A 20856-nucleotide genomic window follows, 5' to 3' on the forward strand; every position below is an offset into this window, starting at 1 on the left:
ACCGTGGCAGGCAAGTAACGAAGGGATGCGCGAATGTCACCGGGTGGTGACATTCGCGGTTTCAGGCAAAGCGTTCTGCCACCGCCGTCAGCCAGCGGGAGACCACCTGCATTTCCTCGGCGCTGAAGCCCTCGCCCAAGGTGTGGTTGAGCGGCGCCAGTCCTCCATGGGCAATGGCCGCCACCTCGCGACCGTGGTCGGTCAGCCAGAGGCGGTTGATGCGCTTGTCCTGCGCGTCGACGCGGCGCTCAAGCAGGCCGGCGCGGACCATGCGATCGGCGAGTCCGGTCATGGCCGACGGAGCGATATCCAGCTGGCTGGCGACCTCGGTGCTCAGCGCGCCGTCCTGCTTGAGCAAGGCAAACAGTGCACCGGCCTGGACGACGCTGATCCCGGCGCGCTGTTCGGCGTGCTGCTCCAGATGGCGACGAAGGCGTTTCTGCGCGGTGTTCAGGAGCAGGACATAACGACGGTCGTGACTCATCAGGCGCCCTCCCCGACCTGCCGCGCCAGCCAGTCACTGACCTGCGGCCATAGCGTTGCGGCATGGCGATCGCGGAAGAAGCCCAGGTGCCCGATGGACTGGCCCTGGCTGTCTGCCGGGCCGTACTGGCGGCGCTCCAGCGCGCAATTGGCCAGGTGGCCGCTCATCAGATCGATGGCCTCGGGCGGCGCCCAGTGATCGTCATTGAACCCGATGGCCAGCACCGGCATGCGCGGGCGGCGGAAGCGTTCGACGGCGTTCATTGTCGGATCATCGAAGAAGTAATTGGGCAGCGAGGTCCAGCGGCACCACTCGAGCATCACCTGGGCTGGCAGGTCTTCGCCGATACCCAGCTTACGGCCCGGCACATAGCCCATAAGCCGCGCGCAGAGTGGCCCGATCACCTTGAGCAGGGCGGTGACCCGCAGGCGTTCGGCGGTGGGGCGGATAAAGCGCAGGCAGCCCGCTTGCGAGGCGATCATGACCGCGCCGCTGAGCAGGCGGCTGCTGTCGCACAAGCCAATGGCATGGCCGCCGAAGCTGTGGCCGACGGCGAGTAGCGGCAGGTCGGGGAATTCGCCGGCGGCCCAGTGCGTAACCGCTTCCACGTCGAGGTCGGCCCAGGTGCTGAAGCCGGCCTTGACCGCCTTGGCCGGAGTGCCGGCTTGCAGACCGCGGTAGTTGTAGGTCAGGGCGAGGAAACCCTGTTCGGCGAGATGGGTAGCGAAGACGGCGTACATACGCTCGGTCACCCCGGTGGCCGGGTGCAGCAGGACCAGGGCCCTGGCCGTGGCGGGAGTGCCGAACAGGTTGGCGCGGAGGATGAAGCCGTCAGTACAGGGGACCGTGTGGGTGGTTCGGGTCATGGCGGGGCCTGGGGTCGGGATAGGTGTGAAGCTATTATTTAACATGCGAAATAATGACTGGCGAGTCGCGCAACTTGTGCTGATCTTGCGGGCCTCATCGCTGGCAAACCAGCTCCCACAGGTACCGCGCCGCACTCAGGGACATTAGACAACCTGGCTTGCCAGCGATGAGGCCCTGACAGTCACCCGCGATATCGCGGCAAACTCAAGGTCACCCGCAACCCGCCCTCCCGCAGATTCCGCAGACTCACCTCACCCCCATGGCTATGCGCAATATTGCGCGCAATCCCTAGCCCCAACCCATACCCCTGCTGCGTCCCGGCCAACCTGAAATGCGGCTCGAACACCTGTTCCAGCCGCTGCGCCGGCACCCCCGGCCCTTCATCGTCGACATGCAGGACAAAACTGTCCTCGCCATCGAGCAACCGCAAATGCGCCCGCTCGCCATACTTCAAGGCATTGTCGATCAGGTTGCCGATACACCGCCGCAGCGCCAGCGGCTTGCCCGGATACGCCGCCTCGGCCCGTCCGCTGACCGTGACCTGGCCACTGGCAAGGTAGGGCTCGACCAGACACTCCAACACCTGGTTAAGATCGATGGGCTCGATGTTCTCGTGGATATCGGTGTCCTTCACGCATTGCAGCGCGCCCTTCACCAGCATCTCCAGTTCGTCCAGGTCGCGACTGAACCTGGCCTGCACCTGCTCGTCCTCCAGCAATTCCACCCGCAACCGCAGGCGGGTGATGGGCGTGCGCAGGTCATGGGAAATCGCGCTGAACAACTGGCTGCGCTCGGTCAGGTAGCGGCTGATCCGCTCGCGCATGGTGTTGAACGCCCGCGCCACCTCTTCCACTTCGCTGCCACCACCCTCCACCACCGGCTCCACCTCAGCCCCCAGCGACATCTCCCGCGCGACCATCGCCAGACGCTTGAGCGGCCTGCTCTGCCAGTGCACCAGCAGGCCGATGAACAGCAGCAGGAAGAAGCTGGTCAAGCCAATGAACCACAACTGCTGACGCGGCAAGCCCTCGTCTTCGAGGCTGGTGTAGGGCTCCGGCAGCAGCGAGGCGATGTACAGCCATTCGCCCTCGGCCAGGCGGATCTGCGTCACCAGCACCGGCGGCTCCACCGGTTCCAGGGTCAGCGCGTAGTGCGCCCAGGAGCGCGGCAGCTCGTCGAGCTTCAGGCCGCTGTTGAAAATGCGCAGGTCCTGCGGGCTGACGAACTCCACGGAAATCAGCATCTGCTCGCCGAGTCGCTGGCGCAGCACGTCGTCCACGGCCGCGACCACAGCGTCCTTGCGCGGCGTTGACGGCAGGGCCTGCATGTCCAGCGGGCGCTCGTTGAGCGAGACGAAGAAACGCGTGCCGCCCATGCTGCGTAGCTGGTCCAGGGCCAGCGGGCGATAGGCCAGGGGCAACGAGCGGAAGTAGCTGACGCTGGCGCTCATCGAGTGAGCCAGGCTGCGGGCACTGGCCACCAGGCCCTCGCGCTGGCTGGCGCGCAGTTGCGAGAGCCAGATCACGCTCGACAACCCCTGAGCCACCGCCACCACCAGCAAGGTCAACAGGAGCATGCGCCCCAGCAGCGAGCGCGGCAGCGGCAGGCGCCAGCGGCGCTCAGTGCGAGGGCGCAACGCTGGCTGCCAGCAGGTAGCCGCTTCCGCGCACGGTGCGGATCAGACGCGGGGGCTTGTCGGTGTCACGCAGGCGCTGGCGCAGGCGACTGACCGCCATGTCGACGATACGGTCCAGCGGCATCGGCTCGCGGCCGCGGGTGGCGTTGCCGATGGTGTCGCGGTCGAGGATCTGTTGCGGATGGTCGAGAAACAGCTTGAGCAGGGCGAAGTCGGCGCCGGAGAGGATCACTTCCTCGCCGTCGCGGTGGAACAGGCGGTGACTGATCGTGTCCAGGCGCCAGTCATCGAAGGACAGCACCTCGCCACCCGGTGCCTGGAAGCCGGCACGGCGCAGCAGGGCCTTGATCCGCGCCTGCAACTCGCGCGGGCTGAAGGGTTTGCCCAGATAGTCGTCGGCGCCCAGCTCCAGGCCGATGACCCGGTCGGCCTCGTCGGAGCTGGCGGTGAGCATGATGATCGGTACCTGCGCCTGACGCGGATGCTGACGTACCCAGCGGCACAGGCTGAAGCCATCCTCGTCGGGCAGCATCACGTCGAGGATCGCCAGGTCGCAGCCCTCGGCGTCCAGCGCCTGGCGAAATCCCGCGCCATCGGCCACGGCGTTCACCTGAAAGCCGCAGCGACTCAGGTAGGTCTGCAACAGTTCGCGGATTTCCTGGTCGTCATCGACCAGCAGGATCGACTTGCTCATGACGGCATTCCTTGTCGTTCATACCCGGGCAGTGCCGCCCAGTGCCTGCTGCAGCGCCACCCCGGCACCGAGCAGGCCGGAGAATTCGGCGGTCACCAACCATACCGGGATGCCAGCGAAATAGCCGCTCATGCAGCCCTTGTCGGCGAAGCTCTCGGCAAAACCGCTGCGCAGGAACAGACGGCTGAAGCGCGGCACCACGCCGCCGACGATATACACGCCGCCACGACCGCCGAGGGTCAGCACGTCGTTGCCGGCAACGCGACCGAGGAAGCGGCAGAACTGCTCGATGACCGCCAGCGCCACGGGCTCGCCGGACAACGCTGCCTCGGTAATCGCCGCCGGCGTGGCGAGATTCGGTGTGTGCCCGTCCAGGGTGCAAATGGCGTGATACAGGCGCAGCAGGCCGCCACCACTGAGCACGGTCTCGGCACTGACATGCCCGGTATGCTCGGCGATAGCCTGGCGAATCGCCGACTCCCGCGCATCGTTCACCGGCAGATCGACATGCCCGCCCTCCCCCGGCATCGCCAGCCAGCGGCCTTCTTCCAGGCGCAGCAGGCTGGCCACGCCGAGCCCGGTACCGGGGCCGATGATCAACGCCGGGCGGCTCAGGTCGGCCTCGCCGGCGCAGACGCTGACCCGCTCTTCCGGACGCAGCCGGGTCATGCCCAGGGCCATGGCGGAGAAGTCGTTGATCAGTAGCAAGTGCTCGATTTGCAAGGCCGCGCAAAAGGTACTGCGGTTGATCCGCCAGTGGCTGTTGGTGAAGCGGAATTCGTCGCCGGACACCGGCCCGGCCACCGCCAGGCACACCGCTTCCAACTCGCCACGGGCGATGCCCTGGGCTTGCAGGTAGACACCGATCGCCTGTTCCGGACTGCTGTAGTCCGCCGTGGCGAACACCTGCACGTCGTGCAGCGCATCGTCGCGCCAGAGGGCAAAGCGGGCGTTGGTACCTCCGATATCACCGACCAGCGCAACCTTCATTTGCAGCCCTCCAGTGCCTGGGTGAAGGCGCTGGCGCCCTTCTCCGCCGGGCTCAGGGCCTGGCGCATGAAACCGAACAGTTCACGGCCGCAGCCGAGGTCGTTGCCCAGCGGCGCGGGTGGAATGTCGCGGGACGCCAATTCTTCCGCCGACACCCGCACCAGCAGCGTGCCGTCAGTGCCGTCGACGCGCACGATATCGCCGTCGCGCACCCGCGCCAGCGGGCCACCGTCATAGGCCTCGGGACACACGTGGATGGCCGCCGGAATCTTGCCCGAGGCACCGGACATGCGCCCGTCGGTGACCAGCGCGACCTTGAAACCGCGGTCCTGCAGCACGCCGAGGAAGGGGGTCATCTTGTGCAGCTCGGGCATGCCGTTGCAGCGCGGGCCCTGGAAGCGCACCACGGCGACAAAGTCACGTTCCAGTTCGCCGGCCTTGAAGGCGTCGGCCAGTTCCTGCTGGTCGTGGAAGACCCGGGCCGGGGCCTCCACCACCTGGTGCTCGGGCGCCACGGCAGAGACCTTCATCACTCCGCGCCCGAGGTTGCCTTCCATCACCCGCAGCCCGCCTTCCGGCGAGAATGGCCGCGCCACCGGACGCAGGATCGATTCGTCGAGGCTGTCGAACGGCCCGTCGCGCCACACCAGTTGTTCGCCGTCGAGGAACGGTTCCTGGGTGTAGCGACGCAGGCCATGACCAACGATGGTGTTGACGTCCTCGTGCAGCAGCCCGGCATCGAGCAGCTCACGGATGAGGAAAGCCATGCCACCCGCCGCCTGGAAATGGTTGATGTCAGCTTTGCCGTTGGGATAGACGTGGCACAGGGTCGGCACCACCTCGGAGAGGTCGGCCATATCCTGCCAGGTGAGCTGGATGCCGGCGGCCTGGGCGATGGCCGGGATGTGCAGGGTATGGTTGGTCGAGCCGCCGGTGGCGTGCAGGGCCACCACCGAGTTGACCAGCACCTTTTCATCGACGATCTCGCCCAGTGGCATGAAGGCGCCGTTGGCCTTGGTCAGACGGGTGACCTGGCGCGATGCCTCGTCGGTCAAGGCATCGCGCAGCGGGGTGTACGGGTTGACGAAGGACGCGCCCGGCAGGTGCAACCCCATCACTTCCATCAGCAACTGGTTGGTGTTGGCCGTGCCGTAGAAGGTGCAGGTGCCGGGGCTGTGATAGGACTTCATCTCCGATTCCAGCAGCTCTTCGCGGCTGGCCTTGCCCTCGGCGTAGCGCTGGCGCACGTCGGCCTTTTCCTTGTTGGAAATGCCCGACGGCATCGGCCCCCCAGGTACGAAGAGGATCGGCAGATGGCCGAAACGCAGCGCCCCCATCAGCAGGCCGGGGACGATCTTGTCGCAGATGCCGAGCAGAAGCGCAGCGTCGAACAGGTTGTGCGACAGGGCGATGGCGGTGGACATGGCGATCACTTCACGGCTGGCGATGCCCAGCTCCATGCCTGGTTCGCCCTGGGTGACGCCGTCGCACATGGCCGGTACGCCACCGGCGAACTGGCCGACCGAACCGATCTCGCGCAACGCCTGCTTGATGCGCTCGGGGAAATGTTCGTAGGGCTGGTGGGCAGAGAGCAGGTCGTTGTAGGCGGAGACGATGGCCACGTTGGCGGCGTTGGTCAGGCGCAACGTCTGCTTGTCGTCGCTGCCGCAACCGGCGACCGCGTGGGCGAAGTTGGCGCATTGCAGGCGGGCACGCATCGGCCCTTCGCTGGCGGCGCTGCGGATCAGTTGCAAGTAGCGTTCGCGGGTGGGACGGCTGCGAGCGATCAACCGTTCGGTGACCTCAAGAATGCGCGGATGCATGAACTGGACTCCAGGCTAAACGGTGGTGGCGGCGGTCTGGCGATTTCCCCTTCCAAACGATTGCGCCTACGCTCAAGGGTAGGGGGCGAGGAAAGGTTCGACTCACTTGTTTTGTTGTGATCCGAACAAAATACTGCCAGCAGCTTCGCTTGTTTTCTATTTGTTTCCGATTAATCTTGTAATTAAAACAACAAACAGTCAGGACAGCACAAGAGGTGGCCCCATGACTATCCGTATCGCAATCAATGGCTTTGGCCGTATCGGCCGCAACCTGCTGCGCGCACTCTATACCCAAGGCTACCGTCAGGACCTGCAGGTCGTCGCCATCAATGACCTTGGCGACAGTGCGATCAACGCGCACCTGCTCCAGTACGACAGTGTCCACGGCCATTTTGCGGCGACCGTGTCTCACGATCATGAAAGCCTGATGGTCAACGGCGACCGTATCGCGGTCAGCGCGATCCGCAATCCGGCGGACCTGCCGTGGCAGGCCGAGGGCATCGACGTGGTGCTCGAGTGCACCGGTCTGTTCACCGACCGGGCCAAGGCCGCTGCCCACCTGGCCGCCGGGGCGCGCAAGGTGATCATCTCGGCACCGGCCAAGGGCGCGGATGCCACTGTAGTCCATGGCGTCAATCACGACATCCTGCGCGCTTCACACCAGATCATTTCCAACGCCTCCTGCACCACCAACTGCCTGGCCCCGGTGGCCCAGGTGCTGCACCGCGCGTTCGGCATCGAGCAGGGGCTGATGACCACTATCCACGCCTACACCAACGACCAGGTACTGACCGACGTCTACCACAGCGACCCGTTCCGCGCCCGTGCCGCGACCCAGTCGATGATTCCCAGCAAGACCGGCGCTGCCGAGGCGGTGGGCCTGGTGTTGCCGGAACTGGCCGGCAAGCTGACCGGCATGGCGGTGCGGGTGCCGGTGATCAATGTGTCGCTGGTGGACCTGACCGTGACCTTGGGCCGCGAGACCACCGTGGATGAGGTGAATGCGCTGTTCAAGGAGGCCAGTCGCGGGTCGAAGGTCCTGGGGTACAACGATTTGCCGCTGGTGTCCTGCGACTTCAACCACAACCCGCTGTCGGCGATCTTCGATGCCAACCACACCAAGGCCGAGGGGCGGATGCTCAAGGTGATGGCCTGGTATGACAATGAGTGGGGGTTCTCCAACCGGATGCTGGATAACTGCCTGGCGCTGTGGAATGCCCGCTAGAAGGGCCGCACGCGGACCCTGTGGGAGGGTTTTGTGCCGGTGCCAAATAGCGCGCCCACGAACGCCGCGCTTGACCAACAGGGTTGATGATAAGCATTATCATTCACAAATTCCGGTCGAGCACCGCCGTGAGCCATTCCCGATTCAACGCCGTCTTCCTCGCCCAGCGGGTCACCCTCCTTCGTACCTTGCAGCGCATGGTGGATAACCCCAGCACCGCCGAAGACCTGCTCCAGGAAACCTACCTGCGGGTCACCCGCGCCCTCGGCGAGCGGCCCATCGAGCACATCGAGCCCTTCGTCTTCCAGACCGCGCGCAATCTCGCCCTGGACCATCTGCGTGCGCGCCGCGTGCAGGCGCGGACCATGCTCGACGATGTGCCCGAGCAGGTGGTGCACAATGTCGCCGCCCCCACCAGCAGCGCCGAAGACGCCGCCCACGCCGAGCAGTTGCTCAAGCGCCTGAGCAGCTCGCTGTCCCAGCTGACCCCACGCCAGCAACGCATCTTCATCCTCAGCCGCCTGCACGGCGCCAGCTACCTGGAGATCGCCGGGCAACTGGACGTCTCGGCCAGCACGGTGCAAAAGGAACTGAAACTGATCATGGCGATCTGCATGGGTGTGGCCGATCGGCTCAACGGCAACTGACGGCTGCTTGCCTGATCCTGCGTTTGCCCCGATCATGACGCCCCATTACAAGACCGCCGCAGCACCGCAAGGATCTCCCGTGACCGAGCCCGACCCTCATCGCCCAGCGCCGGACCTGTCTGCCCGCGACCAGGCCATGGATGAGGCGCTGGACTGGCTGATCCGCCTGCAATGCCCCACCGACGACGACACCCGCGCCTTCGAGACGTGGCTGGAAGCCGACCCGGCCAATGCCCAGGCCTATGTCGACGCCGAAGCCCTGTGGAATGGCAACGTCATGCGCGAGGCCGCCGTCGACCTCCACGCGCAACACAAACCCTCCCGCCTGCAACGCCTGCGCCCGCACTGGAAACCGCTGAGTGCCGCCGCCGTGGTGTTGGCAGGAATCTTCACCGTGGGCAATCTGCCGGTGCGCATGCAGGCCGATCACCTCACCGTGGTCGGCGAACGCCAGCGGGTGCAACTGGACGATGGCTCGCGGGTTCTGCTCAACACCAATTCCGCGTTCTCCAGCGACATCGACGCGCGTCAGCGGGTCGCCCGCCTGTACCAGGGCGAGGCCTATTTCGAAGTGCCCGGCGGTCGTACCCAGCCCCTCGAACTGCAGGCCGGCCCGCTGCGCGCCAGCGTGCGTGACAGCGACTTCGCCGTGCGCTATCTCGACGGCGAAGCCCAGGTCCGCGTGCAGCGCGGCGACATCGACGTGCTCGCCAGCAGCGACCAGCGCATCCGCCTGAGCAGCGGCGACAGCCTTCGTGTCGGCCGCAATGGCGTGCCCCAGCGCGAACCCGCCAACCTGCAAAAGGACCTGGCCTGGGTCAAGGGTCGGCTGATCTTCGAGAACTGCCCGATGAGCGAAGTGCTGGCCGAGCTGCGCCGCTACTACCCTGGCTGGATCATCAATACCAACGGCCAGTTGGACCAGGTCGCGGTCACTGGCAACTACCGTCTCGATCAACCGCTGGAGGCAGTGCGCTCCCTCGCCCATATCACCTCGGCACGGGTCCAGGAGTTCCCGGCGGTGGTGATTCTCAACTGAGCCGAAAGTTTTTTTACGCGATCCCCTGACGCCGCTCGTCTCGTTATAGCCAATGCAACTGATTCTTATTTTTGAGTCAGACGTGACCTATAACAACGCGCGACAGGGAGCGCCTTTCGATGTCTACCGGATCCACCCGTCGAGTTTCCATCTCCGCACGCAAACCGGGCCTGCAACGCTGCACGCTCTCCCTGTTGACCCTGGCCATGCTTGCCAGCGGCGCCGTCAGCCTGCCGGCCCTGGCCGCCGAGCCTGCGCAGGCACCGACGCAGCGCATGGGTGACTACCGTTTCGCGATCAACCAGCAACCGCTGGTCTCCGCCCTCAACGCCTTCACCACGGTGACCGGCTGGCAGGTCGGCTTCTCCGCCGAGCTGGCCGATGGCGTCGTCTCGCCGGGCGTGCGTGGCGCCCTGCCGCCTGAGCAGGCCCTGCAACGCCTGCTGCTGGGCACCGGGCTGACCTACCGCAAACTGGGCAGCAACAACGTCGCCATCGAGCGCAGCCAGACCCAGGCCATCGCCCTGCAGCAGGTGACCGTCAGCGCCACCCGCAGTGCCCAGGACGTCAGCCAGGTACCGAGCACCGTCAGCGTGCAGACCCGCGAACAGCTCGACCGCCAGAACGTGAAGAACATCAAGGACCTGGTACGCTACGAACCGGGCGTGTCGGTCAGCGGCACCGGCCTGCGCAGCGGCCTGACCGGCTACAACATCCGCGGCATCGACGGCGAGCGGGTGCTGACCCAGATCGACGGCGTGGCCATTCCCGACAGCTACTTCTTCGGCCCCTATGCGCAGACCCAGCGCAACTACGTCGATCCGGAAATCGTCAAGCGCGTGGAAATCCTCCGCGGCCCGGCCTCGGTGCTGTACGGCAGCAACGCCATCGGCGGCGCGGTGAGCTACTTCACCCTCGACCCGGACGACATCATCAAACCCGGGCAGGACGTCGGCGCACGCCTGAAGACGGGCTACAGTTCAGCGGACAACAGCTGGCTGAAATCTGCCACCGTCGCCGGCCGCCAGGGCGAGTTAGACGGCCTGCTGCACCTGAGCCGCCGTGATGGCCGAGAAACCGAATCCTACGGCGAGCACGGTGGCACCGGCCTGTCCCGTACCGCGGCCAACCCGACGGACGCCGAGACCACCAACGTCCTCGCCAAGCTCGGCTGGAACTACGCCGACGACGCCCGCCTGGCGCTGACCTACGAGCACTACAAGGACGATCGCGACTTCAACGAGAAGAGCTCGGTGGGCGGGCCGTTCGGCCCGGCGCCGCAGAACATGTATCTGGCTCGAACCGGTAGCGACGTGGTCACCCGCGAGCGCTTCGGCATCAACCACGAGTTCGGCCTCGACAGCGCCCTGGCCGACCACGTGAAATGGAGCCTGAACTACCAGATTGGCAAGACCGACCAGCGCGTCGCGGAAATCTATCGACCGTTTGTCTATACCGTCGATCGTACCCGCAAGACCACCTACAAGGACCGCCAGTGGATCCTCGATGCCCAGGCCGACAAGGCCTTCAGCATCGGCGACACCGAGCACCTGCTGACCTACGGCGCCACCTTCAAGCGCAACGAAGTGACCGGCGCACGCAGTGGCACTGCCACCTGCCTGACCACCGGCTTCGGCTGCGTCACCGGCCAGCCCAATGCCTCCGGCACACTGCGCGAAGTCAGTGACTTCCCCGATCCGATCGTGAAGACCTACAGCGTCTTCGCCCAGGACGAGATCCGCTGGAACCAGTGGACCTTCCTCCCGGGCCTGCGCTACGACCAGACCCGCCTGGAACCCCACGCGACCGACGAGTTCCTGCGCGCCATCGGCGGCACCGCCGACCCGGTCAACCTCGACGAGAAGAAATGGCACCGCGTCTCGCCGAAGTTCGGCGTGACCTATGCCTTCAACGACAACTACACCTGGTACGGCCAGTACGCCGAAGGCTTCCGCACCCCGACCGCCAAGGCCCTGTACGGCCGCTTCGAGAACCCCGGGGTGGGCTACAGCGTGACCGGCAACCCGAACCTGGAACCCGAGACCAGCAAGAGCTACGAGACCGGACTGCGTGGCAACTTCGACGCCGGCAATTTCGACGTGGCGGTGTTCTATAACAAGTACCGCGACTTCATCAACGAAGACGCCGTGCAAGGCACCAACATCGGCCAGAACTTCGAGGCCAACAACATCAAGCACGCCACCATCAAGGGTGCCGAGTTCAAGGGCCGGCTGAACCTGGATCACTTCGGCGCGCCGACCGGGCTGTACAGCCAGGGCTCGCTGGCCTATGCCTGGGGCAAGAACGAGGACACCGGGGCGCCGATCAATAGCGTCAACCCGCTTACCGCGGTACTGGGCCTGGGCTACGACCAGGACAACTACGGCGGCCTGCTGAGCTGGACCCTGGTCAAGCGCAAGAACCGTGTCGACGACACCACCTTCTACGCACCGGACGGCACCAGCAAACAGTTCAAGACCCCGGGCTACGGCGTGCTCGACCTGACCGGTTTCTACAAGGTGACTGACGACGTGACGATCAATGCCGGCCTGTACAACCTGACCGACAAGAAGTACTGGCAGTGGGATGATGTGCGTGGCTATGACGGCATCGGTGAAGCAGGCGCGACCGCGCCGGCCAACCTGGATCGCCTGACCATGCCGGGTCGCAACTTTGCGATCAATGTGGTGTGGGACATCTGATCTGTCCTTGGGGGCCGCTTGGCGGCCCCCTTACAGGCTCAACACCCCGCTATACAGGCTGAACGCCGCCAACCCCGCTCCCGCCAGCACCGCCGCGAAAATCGCCTTCTCCCAGTGGGTGAACAATGGCAGCCCCTGCTCTCGCTTCGCCCGCGCGAACAGGATCACCCCCGGCGCATACAACAACGCCGACAGCAGCAGGTACTTCAGCCCCCCCGCATACAACAGCCAGATCGCGTAGAGCAGCGCCACCAGCGCCACCAGCAAATCCTTGCGCCGCGTCCCGGCAAAGCCCTCGTAGGTCTCGCCGCGCAGCGCCAGCAACACCGCATAGGCCGCCGACCACAGGTACGGCACCAGGATCATCGACGACGCCAGGTAGATCAGGCTGGTGTAGGTGCCCGCCGACACCAGGGTGATCAGCAGGAACACCTGGATCATGCTGTTGGTCAGCCACAGCGCATTGGCCGGCACCTGGTTGGCGTTTTCGCGGGCGAGAAAACGCGGCATGGTCTTGTCCCGCGCCGTGGCGTAGAGGATCTCCGCGCACAGCAGTGCCCAGGACAACAACGCACCGATCAGCGACACCGCCAGCCCGAGGCTGATCAGCAACGCGCCCCAAGGCCCGACGATATGCTCCAGCACCGAGGCCAGCGACGGGTTGTGTAGCCCGGCCAATTCTGGCTGGGTCATCACCCCCAGCGACAGCACGTTGACCAGCACCAGCAAAGCCAGCACGCCAAGAAAGCCGATCACCGTCGCCTTGCCCACGTCCGAGCGTTTCTGCGCTCGCCCGGAATAGATACTGGCACCTTCGATACCGATGAACACGAAGACCGTCACCAGCATCATGTTGCGCACCTGGTCGAGCACGCTGCCGAAGCTGGGGTTGGCGAGTCCCCAGATGTCGCGGGTGAAGATCTCCACGCGGAACGCCGCCGCGGCGATGACGATGAAAAGGATCAGCGGCACCACCTTGGCCACCGTGGTCACCTGGTTGATGAACGCCGCCTCCTTGATCCCGCGCAGCACCAGGAAGTGCACCGCCCACAGCAGCAGCGAGGCGCAGCCGATGGCCAGCGGCGTATTGCCTTCGCCGAACACCGGGAAGTACAGGCCAAGGGTGCTGAAGAGCAGGACGAAATAGCCGACATTGCCCAGCCAGGCGCTGATCCAGTAGCCCCACGCCGAAGAAAAGCCCATGTACTCGCCGAAACCCGCTTTGGCGTAGGCGTACACCCCGGAGTCCAGCTGCGGCTTGCGATTGGCAAGGCTCTGAAAGACGAAGGCCAGGGCCAGCATACCGATCGCGGTAATCCCCCAGCCAATCAGTACTGCACCGACATCGGCACGTGCAGCCATGTTCTGTGGCAGGGAAAAGATCCCGCCGCCGATCATCGAGCCGACCACCAGCGCGATCAACGCGCCCAGGCGCAGTTTCTGACCCGGCTCGGACATGAATTTCCCCTTTTTATCCGTCACTTTTCAGTTAATTAGCCTGATCACGATTTTGTAAAAAATCCAGGTTATAAGCGCGCCAATTTAATAACAAAGCACTCTAATCGTCCGACAATCCGAACTGAGTTTTGTGCACTAATTCCGCTTCGGCAAGTCTGATTAATATTTTCGACTTAAAAATTTGCCATTCCCCCGAAACGGACTAGCTTCAAAGTTCCCGACGTCTTGCGAGCGATTCTCACCCTTGGTACAGGTACCGCCGTTCAAGGCCTCCAAGGCAGGAGAGAGTATCTTCCGCATGCTCTTTCAGTCATTCGAAAACAATGGAATGTGCCAATGAACTGACCTGAATCATCTTCCGCTATTTGCATGCGCCCTACCCTACAGACTCTCTTTTCCGCAATGGAGCCAAGCCATGTCAGAGGCATCCGGAAAACTTCGACTCGGTGCACTGGTCGCACTCGTAGTTGGTTCGATGATTGGTGGCGGGATCTTTTCCCTCCCGCAAAACATGGCGGCAAGTGCCGATGTCGGTGCAGTACTGATTGGCTGGGCGATCACCGCCGTGGGCATGCTGACCCTGGCCTTCGTGTTCCAGACCCTGGCCAACCGCAAACCTGATCTGGATGGCGGGGTGTATGCCTATGCCAAGGCCGGATTCGGCGACTACATGGGTTTCTCCTCGGCCTGGGGCTACTGGATCAGCGCCTGGCTGGGCAACGTTGGTTACTTCGTCCTGCTGTTCAGCACCCTCGGCTACTTCTTCCCGATCTTCGGTGAGGGCAACACCCCGGCGGCGATCATCGGCGCCTCGGTGCTGCTGTGGGCCGTGCATTTCCTGGTGCTGCGCGGGATCAAGGAAGCAGCGTTCATCAACCTGGTCACCACCGTGGCCAAGGTGGTGCCGCTGGCGCTGTTCGTACTGATCGCACTGTTCGCCTTCAAACTGGACATCTTCACCGCTGACATCTGGGGCACCATGAACCCGGACCTGGGCAGCGTGATGAACCAGGTACGCAACATGATGCTGGTCACCGTCTGGGTGTTCATCGGCATCGAGGGCGCAAGCATCTTCTCGGCCCGCGCGGAAAAACGCTCGGACGTGGGCAAGGCCACGGTCATCGGTTTCATCACCGTGCTGCTGTTCCTGGTCCTGGTCAACGTGCTGTCCCTGGGCATCATGACCCAGCCCGAGCTGGCCAAGCTGCAGAACCCGTCGATGGCCGCCGTGCTCGAGCACGTGGTCGGTCACTGGGGCGCGGTGCTGATCAGCGTCGGCCTGATCATCTCGCTGCTGGGGGCGCTGCTGTCATGGGTGCTGCTCTGCGCGGAGATCATGTTCGCCGCAGCCAAGGACCACACCATGCCGGAGTTCCTGCGCCGCGAGAACGCCAACCACGTGCCGGCCAACGCCCTGTGGCTGACCAACGCCATGGTGCAGGTCTTCCTGGTGATCACCCTGTTCTCGGCCAGTACCTACCTGTCGCTGATCTACCTCGCCACCTCGATGATCCTGGTGCCTTACCTGTGGTCGGCGGCCTACGCCTTCCTTCTCGCCTTCCGTAGCGAGACCTACGAGAACGCCCTGGCCGAACGCAAGAAAGACCTGATCATCGGCGGCATCGCCCTGATCTACGCGATCTGGCTGCTGTACGCCGGTGGCGTCAAATACCTGCTGCTTTCCGCCCTGCTCTATGCCCCTGGCGCGATCCTGTTCGCCAAGGCCAAGCGCGAGGTCGGCCAACCGATTTTTACCAACGTGGAGAAGTTGATATTCGCCGCCGTGATCGCTGGCGCCCTGGTGGCGGCCTACGGTCTGTATGACGGCTTCCTTACGCTGTAACCCCCGTATTTCACACCTTTGGAGGAAATGATCATGTCCACGGATAAAGTTAAGTACGGCGTCCATTCCGAAGCGGGCAAACTGCGCAAAGTGATGGTTTGCTCCCCCGGTCTCGCTCACCAGCGCCTGACCCCGACCAACTGCGACGAGTTGCTGTTCGATGACGTCATCTGGGTCAACCAGGCCAAGCGCGACCACTTCGACTTCGTCACCAAGATGCGCGAGCGCGGTGTCGAAGTCCTGGAAATGCACAACCTGCTGACCGAGACGATCCAGAACCCAGAAGCCCTGAAGTGGATCCTCGATCGCAAGATTACCCCCGACACCGTCGGCGTCGGCCTGACCAACGAAGTGCGCAGCTGGCTGGAAAGCCTGGAGCCGCGACGCCTGGCCGAGTTCCTGATCGGCGGCGTGGCCGGCGAGGACCTGCCGGAGAGCGAAGGCGCCAGCGTGATCAAGATGTACCGCGACTACCTGGGCCACTCCAGCTTCCTTCTGCCGCCGCTGCCGAACACCCAGTTCACCCGCGACACCACCTGCTGGATCTACGGTGGCGTGACCCTGAACCCGATGTACTGGCCGGCCCGCCGCCAGGAAACCCTGCTGGCCAGCGCCATCTACAAGTTCCATCCCGAGTTCACCCACGCCGACTTCGAGGTCTGGTACGGCGACCCGGACAAGGACCACGGCCAAGCCACTCTGGAAGGCGGCGACGTCATGCCGATCGGCAATGGCGTGGTGCTGATCGGCATGGGCGAGCGGACCTCGCGCCAGGCCATCGGCCAACTGGCGCAGTCGCTGTTCGCCAAGGGCGCAGTGGAGAAAGTGGTGGTCGCCGGCCTGCCGAAATCCCGCGCGGCGATGCACCTGGACACCGTATTCAGCTTCTGCGACCGCGATCTGGTCACGGTCTTCCCGGAAGTGGTCAAGGAAATCGTGCCGTTCGTCATCCGTCCCGACAGCAGCAAGCCGTACGGCATGGATGTGCGCCGCGAGAACAAGTCGTTCATCGAAGTGGTCGCCGAATCCCTCGGCCTGAGCAAGCTGCGCGTGGTGGAAACCGGCGGCAACAGCTTCGCCGCCGAACGCGAGCAATGGGATGACGGCAACAACGTGGTGGCCCTGGAGCCCGGCGTGGTCATCGGCTACGACCGCAACACCTACACCAACACCCTGCTGCGCAAGGCCGGTGTCGAGGTCATCACCATCAGCGCCGGCGAACTCGGCCGTGGCCGTGGCGGCGGCCACTGCATGACCTGTCCGATCATCCGCGACCCTATCGATTACTAAAACGTCCATCGCCCCGACCGGGCCTACCCGGCACGGTCGGGGATCGATCACCGAATCCAAGGAGAATCCAAAATGGCGTTCAACATCCACAACCGCAACCTGCTCAGCCTCGAACACCACAGCGAGCGCGAGCTGCGCTACCTGCTCGACCTGTCCCGCGATCTCAAGCGCGCCAAGTACACCGGCACCGAGCAGCAGCACCTGAAGGGCAACAACATCGCCCTGATCTTCGAGAAGACTTCGACCCGCACCCGCTGCGCCTTCGAAGTGGCCGCCTATGACCAGGGCGCCAACGTCACCTATATCGACCCCAACTCGTCGCAGATCGGCCACAAGGAAAGCATGAAGGACACCGCCCGTGTGCTCGGGCGCATGTACGACGCCATCGAGTACCGTGGCTTCAAGCAGGAAGTGGTGGAAGAACTGGCCAAGTTCGCCGGCGTGCCGGTGTTCAACGGCCTGACCGACGAATACCACCCGACCCAGATGATCGCCGACGTGCTGACCATGCGCGAGCACGCCGACAAGCCGCTGCACGACATCAGCTACGCCTACCTCGGTGATGCCCGCAACAACATGGGCAACTCGCTGCTGCTGATCGGCGCCAAGCTTGGCATGGACGTGCGCATCGCTGCGCCAAAAGCCTTGTGGCCGCATGACGACCTCGTTGCGCGCTGCAAGCAATACGCGGAAGACAGCGGTGCGCGGATCACCCTCACCGAGGATCCGAAGGCCGCGGTCAAGGGCGTGGACTTCGTGCATACCGACGTCTGGGTGTCCATGGGCGAGCCGGTGGAAGCCTGGGGCGAACGTATCCAGCAACTGCTGCCGTACCAGGTCAATGCCGAGCTGATGAAGGCCACCGGCAACCCGCGGGCCAAGTTCATGCACTGCCTGCCGGCGTTCCACAACTCGGAGACCAAGGTCGGCAAACAGATCGCCGAGCAGTATCCGCACCTGGCCAATGGCATCGAGGTGACTGACGACGTCTTCGAATCGCCGGCCTGCATCGCCTTCGAGCAGGCGGAAAACCGCATGCACACGATCAAGGCGATCCTGGTTTCGACCCTGGCTGATCTGTAACCCAATCGCTGGCAAGCCAGCTTCCACAGGTCCGGCGCACGCCGCCCCCTGTGGGGCTGGCTTGCCAGCGATGGCGGCCTCCCGTTCAACGAGATTCGAAGGACATTCCCCATGCGTATCGTTGTTGCACTAGGCGGTAACGCGCTGTTGCGTCGTGGCGAGCCCATGACCGCCGACAACCAGCGCGCCAATATCCGCATCGCCACCGAGCAGATCGCCAAGATCCACCCCGGCAACCAACTGGTCATCGCCCACGGCAACGGCCCGCAGGTCGGCCTGCTGTCGCTCCAGGCGGCGGCCTACACCTCGGTCACCCCCTACCCCCTGGACGTCCTCGGCGCCGAGACCGAAGGCATGATCGGCTACATGATCGAACAGGAACTGGGCAACCTGCTGGACTTCGAAGTACCCTTCGCCACCCTGCTCACCCAGGTCGAAGTGGACGCCAAGGACCCGGCCTTCCAGAACCCGACCAAGCCCATCGGCCCGGTCTACTCCAAGGAAGAAGCCGAGCGTCTGGCCAAGGAAAAAGGCTGGGCCATCGCCCCCGACGGCGACAAGTTCCGCCGCGTGGTGGCCAGCCCGAAACCCAAGCGCATCTTCGAGATCCGCCCGATCAAGTGGCTGCTGGAAAAGAGCAGTATCGTGATCTGTGCCGGTGGTGGCGGCATCCCGACCCTGTATGGTGCCGACGGCAAGCTGCAGGGCATCGAAGCGGTGATCGACAAGGACCTGTGCTCGGCGCTTCTGGCTGAACAGCTGGACGCTGACCTGCTGGTGATCGCTACCGACGTCAACGCAGCCTACGTCGACTTCAACAAGCCGACCCAGAAAGCCATCGCCCAGGCCCATCCGGATGAACTGGAACGCCTGGGCTTCGCCGCCGGCTCCATGGGGCCGAAGGTGCAAGCAGCTTGCGATTTCGCCCGTCACACAGGCAAAGTCGCGGTGATCGGCTCGCTGAGCGATATCGAGGATATCGTCAAAGGCACCGCCGGCACCCGGGTCAGCACGGCCTCGCCAGGCATCAGCTATCGTTGAAACCTTGCGGCGGGCCTGCTGGCGGGTCCGCCTGTTTCAACCGTACAAGGAGCGCCTGTCATGGCACAGTTCAACCCCGGTCACCTGCATATCGAGCGTCACGCGCTGAACAAGGACGACCACAGCTACAACATCTGCGTCGATTACGAAGTCACCCAGGATCCCAGGGATGGCAAGGGCATGCAGTTCCGCATGCACGGGAGCATCCAGGACAAGCCGGTGGACGAGAAATTCTTCCTCGCCAAGGACCAGGCCTTCGACTTCGCCCGCTCCATCGACCGCATCGCCAAGCAGTACGGTGTGCCGCCGAAGGCGGTTGTCACTTCCGCACATGACATGTACTACGACGCCATGTTCGAGGACATCCGCAGCAAGCTCGACGTGAAGTCCGGCGACCCGATCAACCCGCAGCACCTGGAATAATCCGCGCGGTTTCACCGCTGGCAAGCCATTCGACCGCCAGGCGGGCGCAAGGCATACTTGCACGCTTCGCCAGCCGTGAACCCCAAGCTCCCCATGCGCATCCACGTCAGCTTCATCGACCGCGTCGGCATCACCCAGGAAGTGCTCGCCCTGCTGGGTGCCCGCAATCTCAACCTGGATGCCGTGGAGATGGTGCCGCCGAACGTCTACATCGATGCACCGACGCTCAACCCCTTCGTCCTCGAAGAACTCCACGACGCCCTGCTCAACGTGCATGGCGTGCAGACCGTGCGCGTGGTCGACATCCTTCCCGGCCAGCGCCGTCACCTGCAACTCGACGCCCTGCTGGCGGCCATGGCCGATCCGGTGCTGGCTCTCGACAGCGCCGGCCACGTGCTGCTGGCCAACCCGGCGCTGATCGCCCTGTGCGGCCAGGAGCCGGCGGGACGCAGCATCGCCGAGCTGTTCGACGCCCCCGAGTTGCTCGCCACCCTGGTCGAACAGGGTTTCCGCCTGCCGATGCGCGAGGTGGTGCTCAACGGCCAGACCCTGCTGCTCGACGCAACGCCGATCACCGACGCCGGCGCCCTGGTCACCCTGTACCCGCCGAACCGCATCGGCGAGCGCCTGTCGGCGCTGCACCACGACCATGCCGAGGGCTTCGACGCCCTGCTCGGCGAGTCACCGGCGATCCGCACCCTCAAGACCCGAGCCCTGCGCGTCGCCGCCCTCGACGCGCCGTTGCTGATTCATGGCGAGACCGGCACCGGCAAGGAACTGGTGGCCCGCGCCTGCCACGCCATCAGCAGCCGCCATGCTGCACCATTCCTCGCTCTCAACTGTGCGGCGCTGCCGGAGAACCTCGCCGAGAGCGAGCTGTTCGGCTATGCCCCCGGTGCCTTTACCGGCGCCCAGCGCGGCGGCAAGCCGGGGCTGATGGAACTGGCCAACCAGGGCACGGTGTTCCTCGACGAAATCGGCGAAATGTCGCCGTACCTGCAGGCCAAGCTGCTGCGCTTCCTCAACGACGGCAGCTTCCGCCGGGTGGGGGGAGACCGCGAGATCAAGGTCAACGTGCGCATCCTCAGCGCCACCCACCGCGACCTGGAAAAGATGGTGGCAGAAGGCAGCTTCCGCGAAGACCTGTTCTACCGCCTCAATGTCCTCAACCTGGAGGTACCGCCGTTGCGCGATCGCGGCCAGGACATCCTGCTGCTGGCGCGCTACTTCATGCAGCAGGCCTGCACCCAGATCCAGCGCCCGCTGTGCCGCCTGGCGCCGGACACCTACCCTGCCCTGCTCGGCAACCGCTGGCCGGGCAATGTGCGTCAGTTGCAGAACGTGATCTTCCGCGCCGCCGCCATCAGCGACAGCAGCCTGGTAGACATCGGCGACCTGGACATCGCCGGTACCTCGATGGCCCGCGAGCACGACGGCGAGGTCGCCAGCCTGGAGCAGGCCGTCGAGGACTTCGAGAAGAACCTGCTGGAAAAGCTCTACGCCGACTATCCGTCGACCCGGCAACTGGCCAGCCGGCTGCAGACCTCGCATACCGCGATTGCCCATCGGCTGCGCAAGTATGGGATTTCCGGGAAGAGCTGAGCACGGGGT

At 64.5% G+C, this 20856-nt stretch carries 17 protein-coding genes; 10 read left to right on the top strand and 7 right to left on the bottom strand.

Annotated features, from left to right (window positions below):
- Positions 1 to 61: 61 nt before the first annotated feature.
- From AC5QPF_RS26210 to edd, 6 genes are all read right to left on the bottom strand, one after another.
- Positions 62 to 484, bottom strand: coding sequence for a MarR family transcriptional regulator (locus AC5QPF_RS26210; RefSeq protein ID WP_494960561.1), 423 nt, complete (start codon positions 482 to 484; stop codon positions 62 to 64).
- On the bottom strand, positions 484 to 1350 hold the full coding sequence (locus AC5QPF_RS26215; protein WP_494960562.1) for an alpha/beta fold hydrolase: 867 nt from the start codon (positions 1348 to 1350) through the stop codon (positions 484 to 486). Before AC5QPF_RS26215 ends, AC5QPF_RS26210 begins: the two co-directional genes overlap by 1 nt.
- Positions 1351 to 1532: 182 nt before the next feature.
- Positions 1533 to 2927, bottom strand: coding sequence for an ATP-binding protein (locus AC5QPF_RS26220; RefSeq protein ID WP_494964254.1), 1395 nt, complete (start codon positions 2925 to 2927; stop codon positions 1533 to 1535).
- A gap of 43 nt (positions 2928 to 2970) precedes the next feature.
- Positions 2971 to 3681 (bottom strand): response regulator, encoded by a 711-nt coding sequence (locus AC5QPF_RS26225; RefSeq protein ID WP_494960563.1) that lies wholly within the window; start codon positions 3679 to 3681, stop codon positions 2971 to 2973.
- Between the two features lie 18 nt (positions 3682 to 3699).
- Positions 3700 to 4671 (bottom strand): glucokinase, encoded by a 972-nt coding sequence (locus AC5QPF_RS26230; protein WP_494960564.1) that lies wholly within the window; start codon positions 4669 to 4671, stop codon positions 3700 to 3702.
- The gene (gene edd / locus AC5QPF_RS26235; protein ID WP_494960565.1) at positions 4668 to 6494 is read right to left on the bottom strand and encodes a phosphogluconate dehydratase; all 1827 of its coding nucleotides are present in this window, start codon (positions 6492 to 6494) and stop codon (positions 4668 to 4670) included. Before edd ends, AC5QPF_RS26230 begins: the two co-directional genes overlap by 4 nt.
- A 223-nt stretch (positions 6495 to 6717) precedes the next feature.
- Between edd and gap the strand changes: the two genes are divergently transcribed.
- The 4 genes from gap to AC5QPF_RS26255 all read left to right on the top strand — a co-directional run bounded on the left by gap (position 6718) and on the right by AC5QPF_RS26255 (position 12107).
- Entirely contained in the window at positions 6718 to 7719 is a 1002-nt protein-coding gene (gene gap, locus AC5QPF_RS26240; RefSeq protein ID WP_494960566.1) for a type I glyceraldehyde-3-phosphate dehydrogenase, read from the top strand.
- 128 nt (positions 7720 to 7847) lie between these two features.
- Complete coding sequence (locus tag AC5QPF_RS26245) at positions 7848 to 8366, top strand: sigma-70 family RNA polymerase sigma factor (protein WP_494960567.1); 519 nt, start codon at positions 7848 to 7850, stop codon at positions 8364 to 8366.
- 34 nt (positions 8367 to 8400) lie between these two features.
- The gene (locus tag AC5QPF_RS26250) at positions 8401 to 9405 is read left to right on the top strand and encodes a FecR domain-containing protein (protein WP_494960568.1); all 1005 of its coding nucleotides are present in this window, start codon (positions 8401 to 8403) and stop codon (positions 9403 to 9405) included.
- A gap of 119 nt (positions 9406 to 9524) precedes the next feature.
- Positions 9525 to 12107, top strand: coding sequence for a TonB-dependent hemoglobin/transferrin/lactoferrin family receptor (locus tag AC5QPF_RS26255; RefSeq protein WP_494960569.1), 2583 nt, complete (start codon positions 9525 to 9527; stop codon positions 12105 to 12107).
- A gap of 30 nt (positions 12108 to 12137) precedes the next feature.
- On the opposite strand, the gene arcD (AC5QPF_RS26260) is transcribed toward AC5QPF_RS26255, so the two are convergent.
- Complete coding sequence (arcD, locus tag AC5QPF_RS26260; RefSeq protein WP_494960570.1) at positions 12138 to 13565, bottom strand: arginine-ornithine antiporter; 1428 nt, start codon at positions 13563 to 13565, stop codon at positions 12138 to 12140.
- A 415-nt stretch (positions 13566 to 13980) separates the two neighbouring features.
- Between arcD (AC5QPF_RS26260) and arcD (AC5QPF_RS26265) the strand changes: the two genes are divergently transcribed.
- From arcD (AC5QPF_RS26265) to gcsR, 6 genes are all read left to right on the top strand, one after another.
- Entirely contained in the window at positions 13981 to 15408 is a 1428-nt protein-coding gene (arcD, locus tag AC5QPF_RS26265; RefSeq protein WP_494960571.1) for an arginine-ornithine antiporter, read from the top strand.
- A 33-nt stretch (positions 15409 to 15441) separates the two neighbouring features.
- Positions 15442 to 16698, top strand: a complete 1257-nt coding sequence (arcA, locus tag AC5QPF_RS26270; RefSeq protein WP_494960572.1) for an arginine deiminase — start codon at positions 15442 to 15444, stop codon at positions 16696 to 16698.
- Positions 16699 to 16770: 72 nt separating this feature from the next.
- The gene (locus AC5QPF_RS26275; RefSeq protein ID WP_494960573.1) at positions 16771 to 17781 is read left to right on the top strand and encodes an ornithine carbamoyltransferase; all 1011 of its coding nucleotides are present in this window, start codon (positions 16771 to 16773) and stop codon (positions 17779 to 17781) included.
- 111 nt (positions 17782 to 17892) lie between these two features.
- Positions 17893 to 18822 (top strand): carbamate kinase, encoded by a 930-nt coding sequence (gene arcC, locus AC5QPF_RS26280; protein WP_494960574.1) that lies wholly within the window; start codon positions 17893 to 17895, stop codon positions 18820 to 18822.
- Positions 18823 to 18882: 60 nt separating this feature from the next.
- The gene (locus AC5QPF_RS26285; protein WP_494960575.1) at positions 18883 to 19245 is read left to right on the top strand and encodes a DUF5064 family protein; all 363 of its coding nucleotides are present in this window, start codon (positions 18883 to 18885) and stop codon (positions 19243 to 19245) included.
- 93 nt (positions 19246 to 19338) lie between these two features.
- Positions 19339 to 20847 (top strand): transcriptional regulator GcsR, encoded by a 1509-nt coding sequence (gcsR, locus tag AC5QPF_RS26290; protein WP_494960576.1) that lies wholly within the window; start codon positions 19339 to 19341, stop codon positions 20845 to 20847.
- Positions 20848 to 20856: the final 9 nt, after the last annotated feature.

The organism is Pseudomonas sp. Con_6 (genome assembly GCF_059379395.1).